The organism is Streptomyces sp. (assembly GCF_050698815.1).
GTDB lineage: Bacteria > Actinomycetota > Actinomycetes > Streptomycetales > Streptomycetaceae > Streptomyces.
In genome coordinates this window covers 1-13,347 of record NZ_JBOHCV010000647.1, presented here as the reverse complement: position 1 = coordinate 13,347, position 13,347 = coordinate 1, and the positions used below count along the sequence as shown (strand labels likewise).

Here is a 13,347-nt window from a genome sequence, read left to right as displayed (position 1 = left end):
TTCGCCGGGTTGAGCAATCCCGGAGAAGACACATTTGACCCACCGCCTCGATAATGGCACAACGGTGCGGTCCGCACCGCAATTGCTGTCTCTTTGAGGAGGGCACGTGGGCGTGGTCGGCGGACACGCGGTGATTATCGGAGGCTCGATCGGGGGACTGGTCGCAGCCCGCACTCTCGCCCGCAGATTCGAATCGGTGACCGTGCTCGACCGGGACACCCTTCCTGAGGGCGCGGACAACCGGAAGGGGGTCCCGCAGAGCCCCCACGCTCATGCCCTGCTCATCAGCGGGCGCCAGAAGCTGGAGGACCTCTTCCCCGGTCTCACCGACGAGCTGATCGCCGGCGGTGCGGTGCCCTTCGATCCCGGCCGGGATCTGTTGTTCCATCAGATGGGCGCGTTGCGGACCCGGTTCACGAGCGGTCAGCTCGGCGTCAGCCTCACCCGTGCCTACCTGGAACACACGATCCGGCGACGCGTGACCGCGCTGCCCAACGTCGAGATCCTCGACCGGACCGCTGTGAGCGGACTGTTCGGTGTGCCCGGCCGAGTCTTGGGTGTCGAGCTGGACGACGGCCGCAGGCTGGGTGCCTCCCTCGTCGTCGACGCCACGGGCCGTAGTGCCGGCCGGACCGATCGCTGGCTGGAGCGGCTCGAGTGCCCGGCGCCCAAGACCACGACCGTCAAGATCGATGTCGGGTACACCACCCGTGTGATGCACCGCGCGGGTGGCGAGCTGCACGACGACGCCCTCCTCTACCTGATGTCCGCGGTGCCGCCACACGACAAGCGGGCCGCCGCTGTGTTCGCCGTCGAGGGGGACCGCTGGATGGTCACCCTCGGCGGATGGCACCGGGCCCACGCACCGGTGGACCCCGAGGGCTTCGCCGCGTTCGCGGACGCCCTGCCCAGCCCGCACATGTCCGAGCTGCTCGCCCGGACCAAGCCGGTGAGCGACGACGACGCGGAGCGCTTCCTGTACCCGGCGGCCCGGCGGCGCTGGTTCGAGCGTCTGAAGAAGGTCCCCGAGGGTTTCGTGGCGCTCGGTGACGCGATCTGCAGCTTCAACCCTCTGTACGGACAGGGCATGACCGTCGCCACGCTGGAGGCGGTGGAACTCGGCCGGTGCCTGGACCGGCACGGTGCGGCCACGCCGGCCATGGCGCGGCGGTTCTACCGGGCGGCGTCGCGGGTGATCGACACACCGTGGCAGATGTCGACGAGCAGTGACTTCATGTATCCCGAGACGGTCGGGGCCAAGGGCATCGGCACGGACGTCCTGAACCGCTACGTGCGGCAGGTCATGATGGCCAGTCACGTGTCGGTGCCCGCGCACCGAGTCATGCTCGACATTCAGCATCTGCTGGCCAAGCCGGCCTCGGTCGTCCGTCCGGACAGGGTGATCCGGTCGCTGATCGCCGCCCGCCGTTCACCGGCCCACCCCGCGGCCGGCGGACCCGCGGCCACTGCCGCTCTCGCCTCGTGAGCCAGGGGCCTCGCCTCCGGACGGAGGACGGGCTTCTCGCGCCCGTACCGGCTCCCACTCCGTTGCCGGCGCCGGATCGCGAGGGACCGGGGGCGGCCCGTACGGCATGGCCGCGTGCCCCGCGGCCCGGGGCGGCGGTCATACTTGCCTGGCCTGCTGGAGTGGACGGGTGCCGACACGACGGGGCCTTCGGACGGTCCGCCCAGTGGCGTCTGAGACGCCGAAGTGAGTAGGAAGTGATCGAGAATGGTGAAGGAACCCCCCGGCCGCCGGCTGAAGGCGCAGCAGACCCGGAACCGGATGCTGGCAGCCGCGATGACACTGTTCGTCGAGCACGGTTACGGCGCGACGACCATCGAGTCCATCGCCCGTGAGGCAGGGGTCGCCGTCCAGACGATCTACTTCTCGTTCGGGAGCAAGCAGCGGATCCTCAAGGAACTCATCGACGTTCACATCGCGGGCGACGAGGATCCCGTGCCGACGCTGGAGCGTCCCCAGGTCGTCGAGGCGCTGGAGGCGGAGGACCCGCGCCGGCAGCTGCGGCTCCAGGTGCACCTGACCCGTGTTGTCTACGAGCGGGTCGGTCCGCTGCTCGAAGTGCTGCGCAACGCGGCGTCGACCAGCGGCGACGGGGCTGAGCTGTGGGAGGCGAACAAGAGCCAGCGGCTGGTCGTCCTGCGGCGGTTCGTCGAGTCGCTGGAGAGCAAGAAGGCACTGCGCGAGGGGCTCGGCGTGGAACGGGCCGTCGACATCTCGTACGCGCTGCTCGGTCCCGAGCTCTTCCACCTCCTGGTGTCCGAACGGGGGATGACGCCACAGGAGTGGGAGCAGTGGGTGTACGAGGGACACTGCCATCACCTGATCGGTGAGCCGGCCTGATCCATCGGGGCACGCCCGTCCGAGTTTCGCCGGCGACGGCGGCCGCGGAGCTGTTCACGGGAACACCCCTGAATTGTTGAGCCGGCAGCGAACGGTTATGAGCAATCTAGGAGACGCCACCAGGCGTCGGGCTGCGCGAAAATGAGTGACCAGCGAAAGTGACGCGTCAGACCCGACCTAGTCCGAGAGTTGCTGATGAAGGAATTTCTCGCCGATGCGCCGTACGTTCCGGCAGGTTTTCACCAGTGGTTCGAGGCCGCTCGCAAGAGTATCTACACGCAGGTGGAGCGTGTCCCGCTGGCGTCCGTGAGCGGGTGGGACTGCGCGCCGGACTCGTCGGCCCTGACCCATCGCAGCGGTCGGTTCTTCTCGGTCGAGGGGCTTCGTACGCATCATTCCCAAGGTGCCGTACCGTGCTGGGACCAACCGATAATAAATCAGCCGGAAACGGGAATCCTCGGAATTCTGGTGAAGCGGGTCGAGGGTGTTCTGTACTGCCTTGTCCAGGCCAAGGCGGAGCCGGGGAACATAAACGGAATTCAGCTTGCCCCCACGGTGCAGGCGACGCGGAGTAATTTCAGTGGCGTGCACCGCGGAAAGTCTGTTCCCTATCTGAGGTGCTTTCAGGAGGCCGCCGCGCACCGGGTGATCGCCGATGTGCGGCAGTCCGAACAGGCGTCGTGGTTCCTGCGCAAGCGCAATCGCAACATGATCGTCGAGGTCCGGGAGGATGTCGAAGCGGACGACGGGTTCCACTGGCTGACCCTCACCGAGGTGCGCGGGCTGCTGAGGATCGACGACCTGATCAGCATGGACCTGCGCAGCGTGCTGGCCTGCATGCCGTTCGGGGGAGAGCGGCACGTGCCGCGGTCGGCCTCGCCCTGCGGCCCCACCACGACCGGGGAGATCCTGAGCTGGATCACCGACGCGCGTAGCCGGATCGAGGTGCGTACCGAGCGGGTGCCGCTCACGGAGCTCGACCAGTGGCGGCGCGAACCCGCCGCCATCGTTCACGAGAGCGGCCTGTTCTTCGACGTGATCGGCGTACAGGTGAAGGCCTCCGGCCGTGAGGTCGGGGAGTGGGCGCAGCCGATGATCGCCGCACACGGGACCGGCCTCGTCGCCTTCCTCGCCGCCCGCTTCGACGGCGAACTGCACGTGCTGGTGCACCAGCGTGTGGAACCGGGTTTCGTGGACGTGGTGGAGCTGGGTGCCACCGTCCAGTGCACCCCGCAGAACTACGACCGGTTGCCGCGCGACGCGCGCCCGCTGTTCCTCGACGAGGTGCTGACGGCGGGAGTGGACCGGATCCTGTTCGACGTCACCCTGTCGGACGAGGGCGGCAGGCTCTTCCACACCCGCAGCCGGCATCTTCTGATCGAGACGGACGAGCGGCCGGACCATCCCGACTTCCGGTGGATGACACCGGCACAGCTCTCCGGACTGTTACGCCACAGCCACTACGTCAACATGCAGGCCCGGAGTCTTCTGGCGTGCCTGCACGCGCTCTCCGTCCCGGCCGGTCCGGCCCGTGTGCCCGAGCAAGGAGCCGAGACGGTATGACCTCGCAGGAACGGAATCCGGGCGAGCTGCCCGTGGTCGCCGTACTCGGAGCGTCCGGTTTCGTCGGATCGGCTGTGACGGCTGCGCTCGCGCAACTGCCCGTCCGGCTGCGGGCGGTGGCCAGGCGGCCGAGTCCCGTACCCGGCGGGAAGCCGGACCGCACCGATGTGCGTACGGCCGACCTCACCCGAGCCGGGGAGGTGGCCGACGCCGTCGCCGGCGCGAACGTGGTGATCCACCTCGTCACGCACAGCGGTGGCTGGCGAGCGGCCGAGAACGACCCTTCCAGCCGGGAGGTCAACGTCGGCGTGATGGAGAACCTCTGCGAGGTCCTGCGCCGCGACCGGGGGGACGCGCCTGCCCCGTTGGTCGTGTACGCGGGTGCCGCCTCCCAGATCGGCCTGCCGCCCGAGCGCCCCATCGACGGAAGTGAACCCGACCACCCGGAGACCGCGTACGACCACCACAAGCTGGCCGCCGAGCGGCTGCTGAAGGAGGCCACCGCGGAAGGGGTGCTGCGGGGCGCGAGCCTGCGCCTGCCGACGGTGTTCGGGCACGTCGCGGCGGCGCACGCCGCCGACCGGGGCGTCGTGGCCTTCATGATCCGCCGCGCCCTGGCCGGCGAGCCGCTCACTCTGTGGCACGACGGCACGGTCAAGCGGGACCTGGTGCATGTCGACGACGTGGCCCAGGCGTTCGTGGCCGCGCTCGATCATCCTGACGCGCTGGCCGGCGGCCACTGGCTGATCGGGGCCGGCCGGGGCGATCCGCTCGGCGACGTGTGCCGCACCGTGTCCGAACTCGTGGCGGCCCGGCTGGGGAAACCGCCGGTGCCGGTGGTTTCCGTGGCGCCGCCCGACAGCGCGCCGGGCACCGACTTCCGGAGCGTCACCATCGATTCCTCCTCGTTCCGGTCGGTTACCGGCTGGCGGCCTGGAATACCGCTGCGCGCCGCACTGGAGCGGACCGTGGCCGCCTTGGCCGAAGCCCATGCGACATAAGGGGACAGCCGTGTACGGACCGGAGTTCGCCGAGATCTACGACCACGTGTACACGCTGCGCGGGAAGGACTACCCGGCCGAGAGCAAGTACGTGACCGAGCAGATCCGTGGGCGACTGCCCGGGGCCTCGTCGCTGCTCGACGTCGCGTGCGGCACCGGAGGTCATCTGCGCTACTTCGACGAGCTGTTCGAGCACGTCGAAGGGGTGGAGCTCTCCGAGCCGATGCTGTCCGTCGCCCGGGACCGGATGCCCGGCACACCTCTGCACCAGGGCGACATGCGCGGGTTCGACCTCGGCCGGACCTTCGACGCCGTCGTCTGCATGTTCGCCGCTGTGGCACACCAGAGCGCCGACGAGCTCGCCGGCACGATGCGCTGCTTCGCGCGGCACCTGCGTCCCGGCGGCGTGGTCGTCGTCGAACCCTGGTGGTTCCCCGAGACCTTCCTCGACGGCTACGTGGCCGCGGACGTCCTCACGCCCGACCACCGCACCATCTCGCGCGTGTCGCACTCCCGGCGGGAGGGCGAGGCCTCACGCATGGACGTGCACTACGTCGTCGCCGACGCGGAGGGGGCCCGGCACTTCGTCGAGTCCTACTCCCACCAGCTCTTCCCGCGCGACCTGTACGAGCGGACCATGCGCGACGCGGGTTTCACGACCGAGTACATCGACGATGCCCAGTCCGGCCGGGGCCTGTTCCTCGGCGTGAAAGAAGGAGCGGAGCGTCCATGACGACCAGAGTCTGGGGCTATCTGGAGGAGTACGCGGAAGAGCGGAAGGACATCCTCGACGCCGTCGACACCGTCTTCAGCTCCGGCCGGCTCGTGCTGGGCAGCAGCATGGAGGGGTTCGAGCGGGAGTTCGCGGCCTATCACGGTATGCGGCACTGCGTCAGCGTCGACAACGGCACCAACGCCATCAAGCTCGCGCTCCAGGCCCTCGGCGTCGGACGGGGCGACGAGGTCGTCACCGTGGCGAACACGGCCGCGCCGACGGTGGTGGCCATCGACGCCATGGGCGCCACCCCGGTCTTCGTCGACATCGATCCCGACACCTACCTCATGGACACCGCACAGGTGGAGGCGGTCCTCACCGACCGGACGCGCTGCCTGCTGCCGGTCCATCTGTACGGGCAGTGCGTGGACCTGGAGCCGCTCCGGAGCCTCGTGGCCGAACGCGGCGTGACCCTGCTGGAGGACTGTGCCCAGGCGCACGGCGCCACCCGCCACGGCCGAACGGCCGGCACCACGGGGGACGCCGCGGCCTTCTCCTTCTACCCGACCAAGGTGCTCGGCGCATACGGCGACGGCGGTGCCACTCTCTTCCGCGAGGAGGAGACCGCCCGGCGCATGCGCCGGCTGCGCTACTACGGCATGGAGGAGCGCTACTACGTCGTCGAGACCCCCGGGCACAACGCCCGGCTCGACGAGGTCCAGGCGGAGATCCTGCGGAGGAAGCTTCCCCGGCTCGACGGCTACATCGCCGCGCGGCGCGCGATCGCCGAGCGCTACGCGGAGGGCCTCGCCGACACTGGCCTCGTACTGCCGTCCGTCGCGCCGGGCAACGACCACGTGTACTACGTGTACGTGGTGCGCCACCCGATGAGGGACGAGATCCTGCGGGCGCTCAAGGACCACGACATCGAACTCAACGTCAGTTACCCGTGGCCCGTCCACACCATGACCGGGTTCAGCCATCTCGGCTGGCAGGCAGGGTCGTTGCCGGTGACCGAGTCACTCGCCGACCAGATCTTCTCGCTGCCGATGTATCCCTCGCTGTCTCCCGCGACCCAGGACACGGTGATCGGCGTGCTGCGCGAGGTGCTGGCGGCGCTGTAGCGCCGCCTCACGAGACCGCCTCACCAGCCCGCCCCAGTGGACCCGCTCAGGAGGAGCCATGGAAATACGTGAACTCGCCGTCGAGGGAGCAGTGGAGTTCACTCCGCGTGTCTTTCCCGATGAACGCGGTAGCTTCGTCTCGCCGTTCCAGGAGGCGGCCTTCGAGAAGGCCGTCGGACACCGTCACTTCCGGGCGGCGCAGACCAATCACAGCCGGTCCCGCCGCGGTGTCGTCCGCGGGGTGCACTTCACCGTGACCCCTCCCGGCACCGCGAAGTACGTCTACTGCGCGCAGGGTGCCGCGCTCGACATCGTCGTCGACATCCGGGTCGGCTCACCGACGTACGGACGGTGGGACGCGGTGCGGCTCGACCCGGTCGACTTCCGGGCGATGTACTTCCCCGTCGGCGTCGGACACGCCTTCGTCGCGCTGGAGGACGACACCGTCATGTCCTACATGCTCACCAGTGGCTACGTCGCCGAGAACGAACTCGCCCTCTCCGTCCTCGATCCCGAGCTCGGGCTCCCGGTCCCCGACGGAATCGACCCCGTCATGTCCGAGCGGGACATGGCCGCGCCGACGCTCGCCGAGGCGAGGGCGGCGGGGCTGCTCCCCGATTACGCCACCTGCCGGGAGCTGACCCGGTGACCGGGCACCCTCGCCGGACGACGCGGACGGGCCCGGCCGGCCCGGCCGGATCCGGAGACAGACACCCTCGGAGGACCGCATGTCGACGCGCAGCACTGTGAACCCGTCGGTCAGACGACGAGGGGCGACCGCCGCCGAGCGTTCCCCGGCACCCGACATCGCGCGGGGCTTCATGCTGCTGCTCATCGCCCTGGCCCACGCGCCCATGTACGTGACGACCAGCGACCCGGGCGTGGTGACGCACCCGAAGGGGGGCGACGCGCTCGACCGCGCGATCACCTTCCTCAGCCTGGACCTGGTCGACAACCGTGCCTACCCGATGTTCGCCGCCCTCTTCGGCTACGGCATGGCGATGCTCGTCATGCGGCAGCGCGCGGCCGGCACCTCGTCGTCCGCGGCGGGCCGGCTGCTGCGCCGGCGTGGGGTGTTCCTCGTCCTGTTCGGGTTCGTCCACTTCGTGCTGATCTTCCCGGCCGACATTCTCGCGCCCTACGGAGTCGCGGCGTTGGCTTTCGGCTGGCTGCTCATCCGCGGCGACAGGGCGCTGGGCAGGGGTGTGGTGATCAGCGCCGCGGCGGCGGCCGTTCTGGCCACCCTGCTGTCCATCGCCGTGGCCATGGAGGAGAGCGGGAGCGGCGAGGAACTCCGCGGTACCGTCTGGGCCCACGACTACGGCGAGGCGGTGGTCGAGCGGCTGTCGCAGGTGCCGTTCGCCTCGGTGCACATCCTGCTGGGCTGGCCGATCCTCACCGCCATCCTGGTCGGGGCCGTGGCCGCGCGCAGGCGCTACCTCGACGACCCCGCTCGGCATCGCGCCCTGCTCAAACGCGTGGTGCTCATGGGTGGTTCCGTGTCGGTGCTCGGCGGCGTGCCGCTGGCGCTGGTGGGCGCCGGCTCCTGGCAGGCCGGTGACCTGGCCACGGGCTCGGTGACCGCGCTGCACGTGATCACCGGCTTCGCCGGGGGCCTGGCCTACGCGGCCGCGTTCGGGCTGCTGGTGGCGCGCCTCCAGGACCGGGGCCGGACCCCGGGGCCCGTGACCGGAGCCCTGGCGGCGGTCGGCCGCCGGTCGCTGACGTGCTATCTGCTGCAGTCCTCGCTGCTCGCGCTGGTCCTCGCACGCGTCGCCTTCGGCGTCGGCGACCGCATCCATGCCACCGGGGCGGCCGTCATCGCCGTCTGCGTCTGGCTCACGGTTCTCGCCGTGGCGGTCGCACTGGAACGTGCCGGGCTCAGGGGACCGTTGGACGCGCTGATGCGCCGGCTCGTCTACGGCAGGACCGCGGGCCGGGGGACGGAACCGGCCACGCAGGGCGCGCTCCGGCCCGAGACTGAGCCGGTGGGAAAGCAGGAGTCGGCGACGGGGGCCGAGTCGTGAAGGCGCTCGTGCTGGCAGGTGGCACCGGAACCAGGCTGCGGCCCTTCAGCCACACCATGCCCAAACAGCTCATCCCGCTCGCCAACAAGCCGGTGCTGGTGCACATCCTCGAGGACATCCGCGCACAGGGGATCACCGAGGTGGGCATCGTGGTGGGGGGTTACGCGGACGACATCGCCGCGAAGCTCGGCGACGGCTCCGAGCTCGGTCTGAGGATCACCTACCTCCGCCAGGACGCACCCCGGGGGCTGGCCCATTGTGTCGTGATCGCCCGGGAGTTCCTGGGCGACGCGGACTTCGTGATGTACCTCGGCGACAACATGCTGCCCCAGGGCATCGCGGGCATCGTGGCCGACTTCCGCACAGGCGGAGCGGACGCCCAGCTCGCGGTCCAGCCGGTCGAGGATCCGCGGGCCTTCGGCGTGGCCGAGCTGGACGGCCGGAGACGGGTGACCCGGGTCGTGGAGAAGCCGGCCCATCCGGTGGGCAACCTGGCACTCATCGGCGTCTACGTCTTCTCCGCGCGGATCCACGAGGCGGTCGCGGCCATCGTGCCGAGTGCGCGCGGGGAGCTGGAGATCACCGACGCCGTCCAGTGGCTGGTCGCCGGTGGCCATGACGTCCGGGGGTCCCACTACACGGGCTACTGGCGGGACATGGGCACGGTCGACGACATGCTGGAGTGCAATCGCGAGCTGCTTCGGACCCTCACCCCCTGTGTGGCGGGCAAGGCGGACGAGGCCAGCGAACTCGTCGGCCCGGTGGAGATCGGGGTGGACACCCGGGTGGTGAACTCGCGCATCACCGGTCCGGTGAGCATCGGCCGGGGCACCGTGATCGAGGACAGCGTCGTGGGGCCGGACACGGCGATCGGCGACGACTGCGTGCTGAGCGGCGCCGGTGTGTCCTACTCGATCGTCCTCGACGCCGCGACCATCAGCGGCGTCGAGGGTCTGCACGGCTCCGTCATCGGCCGGGCCGCGCACGTGGCCTCCGCCGACGGCGGCGGCCGACGTCACCGGCTGACGGTCGGTGACCACGCGAGCGTGCACATGCTGACGACCTGATGAGGCGAACCGAATGAGAATCTTTGTGACCGGCGGGGCGGGCTTCATCGGTTCGTGCTACGTGCGAGCCGTGCTGGACGGGTCGTACCCCGGCTACGAGGACGCCAAGGTCACCGTTCTGGACCTGCTCACCTACGCGGGCAACCGGGCCAACCTGCCGGCGGACCATCCCCGGCTCACCTTCGTCCGGGGCGACGTGTGCGACGCGGCCACGCTCCTCGACCTGCTGCCGGGGCACGATGCGGTCGTGCACTTCGCCGCCGAGTCGCACGTGGACCGCTCACTCAAGGCGCCCGCGGAGTTCGTGCGGACCAACGTGGCCGGTACGCAGACCCTGCTGGAGGCGTGCCTGCGTTCCGGGGTGCCGCGGGTACTCCATGTGTCCACCGACGAGGTGTACGGGTCGATCGAGGAGGGGGCCTGGACCGAGGAGTGGCCGCTGGACCCCAGCTCGCCGTACGCGGCCACGAAGGCGGGCAGTGACCTGGTCGCCGGCTCCTACTGGCACACGCACGGGCTGGACGTGTCGGTGAGCCGCTGCTCCAACAACTACGGCCCCTACCAGCATGTGGAGAAACTCATCCCGCTCTTCACCACCAGGCTCTTCGCGGGCCGGTCCCTGCCGCTCTACGGCACCGGGACCAACGTGCGCGAGTGGATCCATGTGGCGGACCACTGCCGGGCACTGCAGCTCATCCTCACCAAGGGGCGCGGCGGCGAGATCTACAACGTCGGCGGCGGCACGCCGATGACCAACCGTCAGGTGACCGAGCGACTCCTTGACCTGTGCGGCGCCGGCCCGGACCGGGTGCGCCTGACTCCCGACCGCAAGGGACACGACCAGCGCTACGCGCTGGACGGGACCAAGCTGCGCGAGGAGCTGGGCTTCGAGCCCTCGGTGCCCTTCGAGCAGGGGCTCGCCGAAACGGTCGCCTGGTACCGGGAGAATCGCGATTGGTCGGACCGCTGAAAGTGCGGGCGATTCCGGCAGAGCAATACGGGATAAGACACCGACGGTGCGGCCGCCCCAAACCCGTGAGGGCTGCGCAAACGCCGGGAACGGAAACTTGAATTAAAGTGCCTCGGCGCTCCGCGCGCGCCCGTCTATTTTGCGCCGATGGCTAATTTTCGCGGCATGAATTCCGGGCACCGCTCCAGCCTCTCGCGCTGGGAATGTGCTGGTCAGCAGTCTTCAACCTCCTCCCCGGCAAGGTCCGGACAGGTTCGGTGAGTGTGCGCGGGTAGCGGCTCGCTGACGGTTCAGGGCTTCTGCGGACGTCTCCCTGTCCGACGTCCAGAGATACTCCAGAAGACCTTCATGGGTCACGAGTCACACTCTGATGAATGCCGATGCGCGCCCCGCAGTAAGCGGTGCACGTCTGTTGAAGCAAGGAGAGGATCTGTAATGTCGTCCACTCTCTTCGGTGTACCTGAAGAATTCGACGCCATCGTCATCGGTGGCGGGCCGGCCGGCTCCACCACTGCGGGGCTTCTCGCGAAGCGTGGACACCGTGTCCTCGTACTCGACCGTGAACGGTTCCCCCGGTATCACGTCGGAGAGTCGCTCATCCCCGCCTTCATGCGTCCCATGCAGGAACTGGGCATCACCGAGCGCATGGACGCCCGAGGCTTCGAGCGCAAGTACGGTGGCACGCTGGTCTGGGGCAACGCACAAATCCCCTGGAACTTCTCGTTCATCGAGGGCACCACCCACGAGTTCGCGTACCACACCCGGCGCGCCGACATGGACTCCCTGATACTCGACCGGGCCCGCGAGCTGGGCGCGTTCATCGTCGAGGAAGCCACCGTCAAGGAGCCCATCGAGACCGACGGCCGCGTCACCGGTGTCCGCTACACGCTGCGCGGCACGGACGGTATGCACGAGGCGCGGGCGAAGATGGTCATCGACGCCTCGGGCCAGGCCCGGCTCCTCAGCCGCAAGTACGCCGACGTCACCTGGCACGAGGAGCTGCGCAACGTCGCCGTCTGGACGTACTTCGACAACTGCGAGCGGCTGCCGGGCGACGAGTACACCAATATCCTCATCGAGGGCCTGGATGAGGGCTGGTTCTGGGGCATTCCGATCGACAAGGGCACCATCAGCGTCGGTTACGTGACGCGGTCGGAGGAGGCCAACAAGGACGGCAAGTCCCTGGAGGACCTGTTCAAGGCCGAGGTGGCGAAGTCGACCAAGCTCAAGAAGATGCTCGCGGGCGGCAACCAGTCCGCCGGCTGGCGGACCGCGCGCGACTGGTCGTACACCAGCCAGAGCTTCACCGGCAACGGCTGGGTGTGTGTGGGTGACTCCGCCGCCTTCGTCGACCCGCTGTTCTCCACCGGTGTCGCGCTGGCGACCCTGGCCGGCAGCACCCTGGCGAAGATCGTCGACAAGATCATCCAGCACCCCGAGATCGAGGAACAGGCCCTCAAGCGCTACGTCACCGCGTACCGGGGCTTCTTCGACGAGATCCGGGTCTTCGTCGAGCGGTTCTACGACCGCACCAGGTACAAGGAGTTCTACCACAGCCTCGCGCAGGAGATGGTCGACCCCGAGCGCGAGCGCACGCCGTCGGCGAACTTCGTTCAGCTGATCTCCGGGCTGAGCGGGAAACATCCGATGCTCAACCTCGAGATCGACGACCTCATCAACGAGGTCCCGGAGCCGGCCGCCGAGCAGAGCTGAACGCCGTGCAGGACGGGAGAAGGATGAACGGGTAGCCCCGGCCATGAGCAGTTACCAGGTGCAACTACTCTTCATCGACCTCGGTCTGATCCTCTTTCTGGCGAGAGGGTTCGGCTATCTCGCGGCCCGTGTCAACCAGCCCGCGGTGGTGGGCGAGATCGTCGCGGGTGTTCTGCTGGGGCCGACCCTGTTCAACGGGGCGATCTCCGCTCTGCTCTTCCCCGACGACATCCGCCCGCTGCTCACGGGCATGGCGGATGTCGGCGTGGCCCTCTTCATGTTCGCCGTCGGCCTGGAGCTGGACGGCTCCACGCTGCGGGGCAGGAGCCGGGTCGCCGGAGGCGCGGCCCTCGGATCCACCGTGGCGCCGTTCCTGCTCGGCATCGGGCTCGCCTTCTACCTGCTGCGCACGCATGAGGCCCGCGACACCGCGGCGTTCGTCGTGTTCATCGGGCTCTCGGTCTCGGTCACGGCGTTCCCTGTGCTGGCCAGGATTCTCACCGAGCGCGGTATCAGCAACACCGCGCTCGGCGGGATCGCGCTCGCGACCGCCGCGACGGTGGACGTCGTCGCCTGGGCCGCCCTCGCGGTGGTGCAGGCGACGACGGGGGGCGGTGGCGAGCACTGGCGCGTGGTCCTCGCCTTCCCGTACATCCTCGTGATGATGTACGTCGTGCGGCCCTTGCTGCGCGCCGTGTTCGTCAAGGACGGGAAGGCGGTCGCCTTCGCTCCGTGGCACCTCGCCCTGGCCCTCATCGGGGTGCTGCTGTCGGCGGCGGCGACCGAGGCGATGGGGATGCAC

Annotated in this window: 12 protein-coding genes; all 12 read left to right on the top strand. The window is 69.2% G+C overall.

Translation table 11 applies throughout. The features are described 5' to 3' along the window. Nucleotides 1–112: 112 nt before the first annotated feature. On the top strand, nt 113–1,486 hold the full coding sequence (locus tag ACRDP3_RS23245) for an FAD-dependent oxidoreductase (RefSeq protein WP_431518946.1): 1,374 nt from the start codon (nt 113–115) through the stop codon (nt 1,484–1,486). Between the two features lie 246 nt (nt 1,487–1,732). Next, the gene (locus ACRDP3_RS23240; RefSeq protein ID WP_431518945.1) at nt 1,733–2,365 is read left to right on the top strand and encodes a TetR/AcrR family transcriptional regulator; all 633 of its coding nucleotides are present in this window, start codon (nt 1,733–1,735) and stop codon (nt 2,363–2,365) included. Between the two features lie 195 nt (nt 2,366–2,560). After that, nucleotides 2,561–3,928: an NDP-hexose 2,3-dehydratase family protein gene (locus ACRDP3_RS23235; RefSeq protein ID WP_431518944.1), complete on the top strand. Its 1,368-nt coding sequence runs from the start codon at nt 2,561–2,563 to the stop codon at nt 3,926–3,928. Continuing rightward, complete coding sequence (locus tag ACRDP3_RS23230) at nt 3,925–4,929, top strand: NAD-dependent epimerase/dehydratase family protein (RefSeq protein WP_431518943.1); 1,005 nt, start codon at nt 3,925–3,927, stop codon at nt 4,927–4,929. Before ACRDP3_RS23235 ends, ACRDP3_RS23230 begins: the two co-directional genes overlap by 4 nt. Nucleotides 4,930–4,939: 10 nt before the next feature. After that, complete coding sequence (locus tag ACRDP3_RS23225) at nt 4,940–5,662, top strand: class I SAM-dependent DNA methyltransferase (RefSeq protein ID WP_431518942.1); 723 nt, start codon at nt 4,940–4,942, stop codon at nt 5,660–5,662. Then, entirely contained in the window at nt 5,659–6,768 is a 1,110-nt protein-coding gene (locus ACRDP3_RS23220; protein WP_431518941.1) for a DegT/DnrJ/EryC1/StrS family aminotransferase, read from the top strand. The genes ACRDP3_RS23225 and ACRDP3_RS23220 overlap by 4 nt, the downstream gene beginning before the upstream one ends. A gap of 58 nt (nt 6,769–6,826) precedes the next feature. Then, complete coding sequence (locus ACRDP3_RS23215) at nt 6,827–7,417, top strand: dTDP-4-dehydrorhamnose 3,5-epimerase family protein (protein WP_431518940.1); 591 nt, start codon at nt 6,827–6,829, stop codon at nt 7,415–7,417. A gap of 79 nt (nt 7,418–7,496) precedes the next feature. Then, entirely contained in the window at nt 7,497–8,795 is a 1,299-nt protein-coding gene (locus ACRDP3_RS23210) for a DUF418 domain-containing protein (RefSeq protein ID WP_431518939.1), read from the top strand. Further along, nucleotides 8,792–9,862, top strand: a complete 1,071-nt coding sequence (locus tag ACRDP3_RS23205; RefSeq protein WP_431518938.1) for a glucose-1-phosphate thymidylyltransferase — start codon at nt 8,792–8,794, stop codon at nt 9,860–9,862. Before ACRDP3_RS23210 ends, ACRDP3_RS23205 begins: the two co-directional genes overlap by 4 nt. Before the next feature lie 13 nt (nt 9,863–9,875). Beyond that, complete coding sequence (gene rfbB / locus ACRDP3_RS23200) at nt 9,876–10,832, top strand: dTDP-glucose 4,6-dehydratase (protein ID WP_431518937.1); 957 nt, start codon at nt 9,876–9,878, stop codon at nt 10,830–10,832. Between the two features lie 435 nt (nt 10,833–11,267). Beyond that, on the top strand, nt 11,268–12,545 hold the full coding sequence (locus tag ACRDP3_RS23195; RefSeq protein WP_431518936.1) for an NAD(P)/FAD-dependent oxidoreductase: 1,278 nt from the start codon (nt 11,268–11,270) through the stop codon (nt 12,543–12,545). A 43-nt stretch (nt 12,546–12,588) separates the two neighbouring features. Further along, nucleotides 12,589–13,347, top strand: a 759-nt coding sequence (locus ACRDP3_RS23190; protein ID WP_431518935.1) for a cation:proton antiporter, incomplete at its 3' end; no start/stop codon positions are given.

Bases quoted from the DNA above. Each gene is read 5' to 3' on its own strand.
- ACRDP3_RS23215 (WP_431518940.1), top strand. From the start codon at position 6,827: ATGGAAATACGTGAACTCGCCGTCGAGGGAGCAGTGGAGTTCACTCCG.
- ACRDP3_RS23195 (WP_431518936.1), top strand. From the start codon at position 11,268: ATGTCGTCCACTCTCTTCGGTGTACCTGAAGAATTCGACGCCATCGTC.
- rfbB (WP_431518937.1), top strand. From the start codon at position 9,876: ATGAGAATCTTTGTGACCGGCGGGGCGGGCTTCATCGGTTCGTGCTAC.
- ACRDP3_RS23240 (WP_431518945.1), top strand. From the start codon at position 1,733: ATGGTGAAGGAACCCCCCGGCCGCCGGCTGAAGGCGCAGCAGACCCGG.
- ACRDP3_RS23210 (WP_431518939.1), top strand. From the start codon at position 7,497: ATGTCGACGCGCAGCACTGTGAACCCGTCGGTCAGACGACGAGGGGCG.
- ACRDP3_RS23220 (WP_431518941.1), top strand. From the start codon at position 5,659: ATGACGACCAGAGTCTGGGGCTATCTGGAGGAGTACGCGGAAGAGCGG.
- ACRDP3_RS23235 (WP_431518944.1), top strand. From the start codon at position 2,561: ATGAAGGAATTTCTCGCCGATGCGCCGTACGTTCCGGCAGGTTTTCAC.
- ACRDP3_RS23230 (WP_431518943.1), top strand. From the start codon at position 3,925: ATGACCTCGCAGGAACGGAATCCGGGCGAGCTGCCCGTGGTCGCCGTA.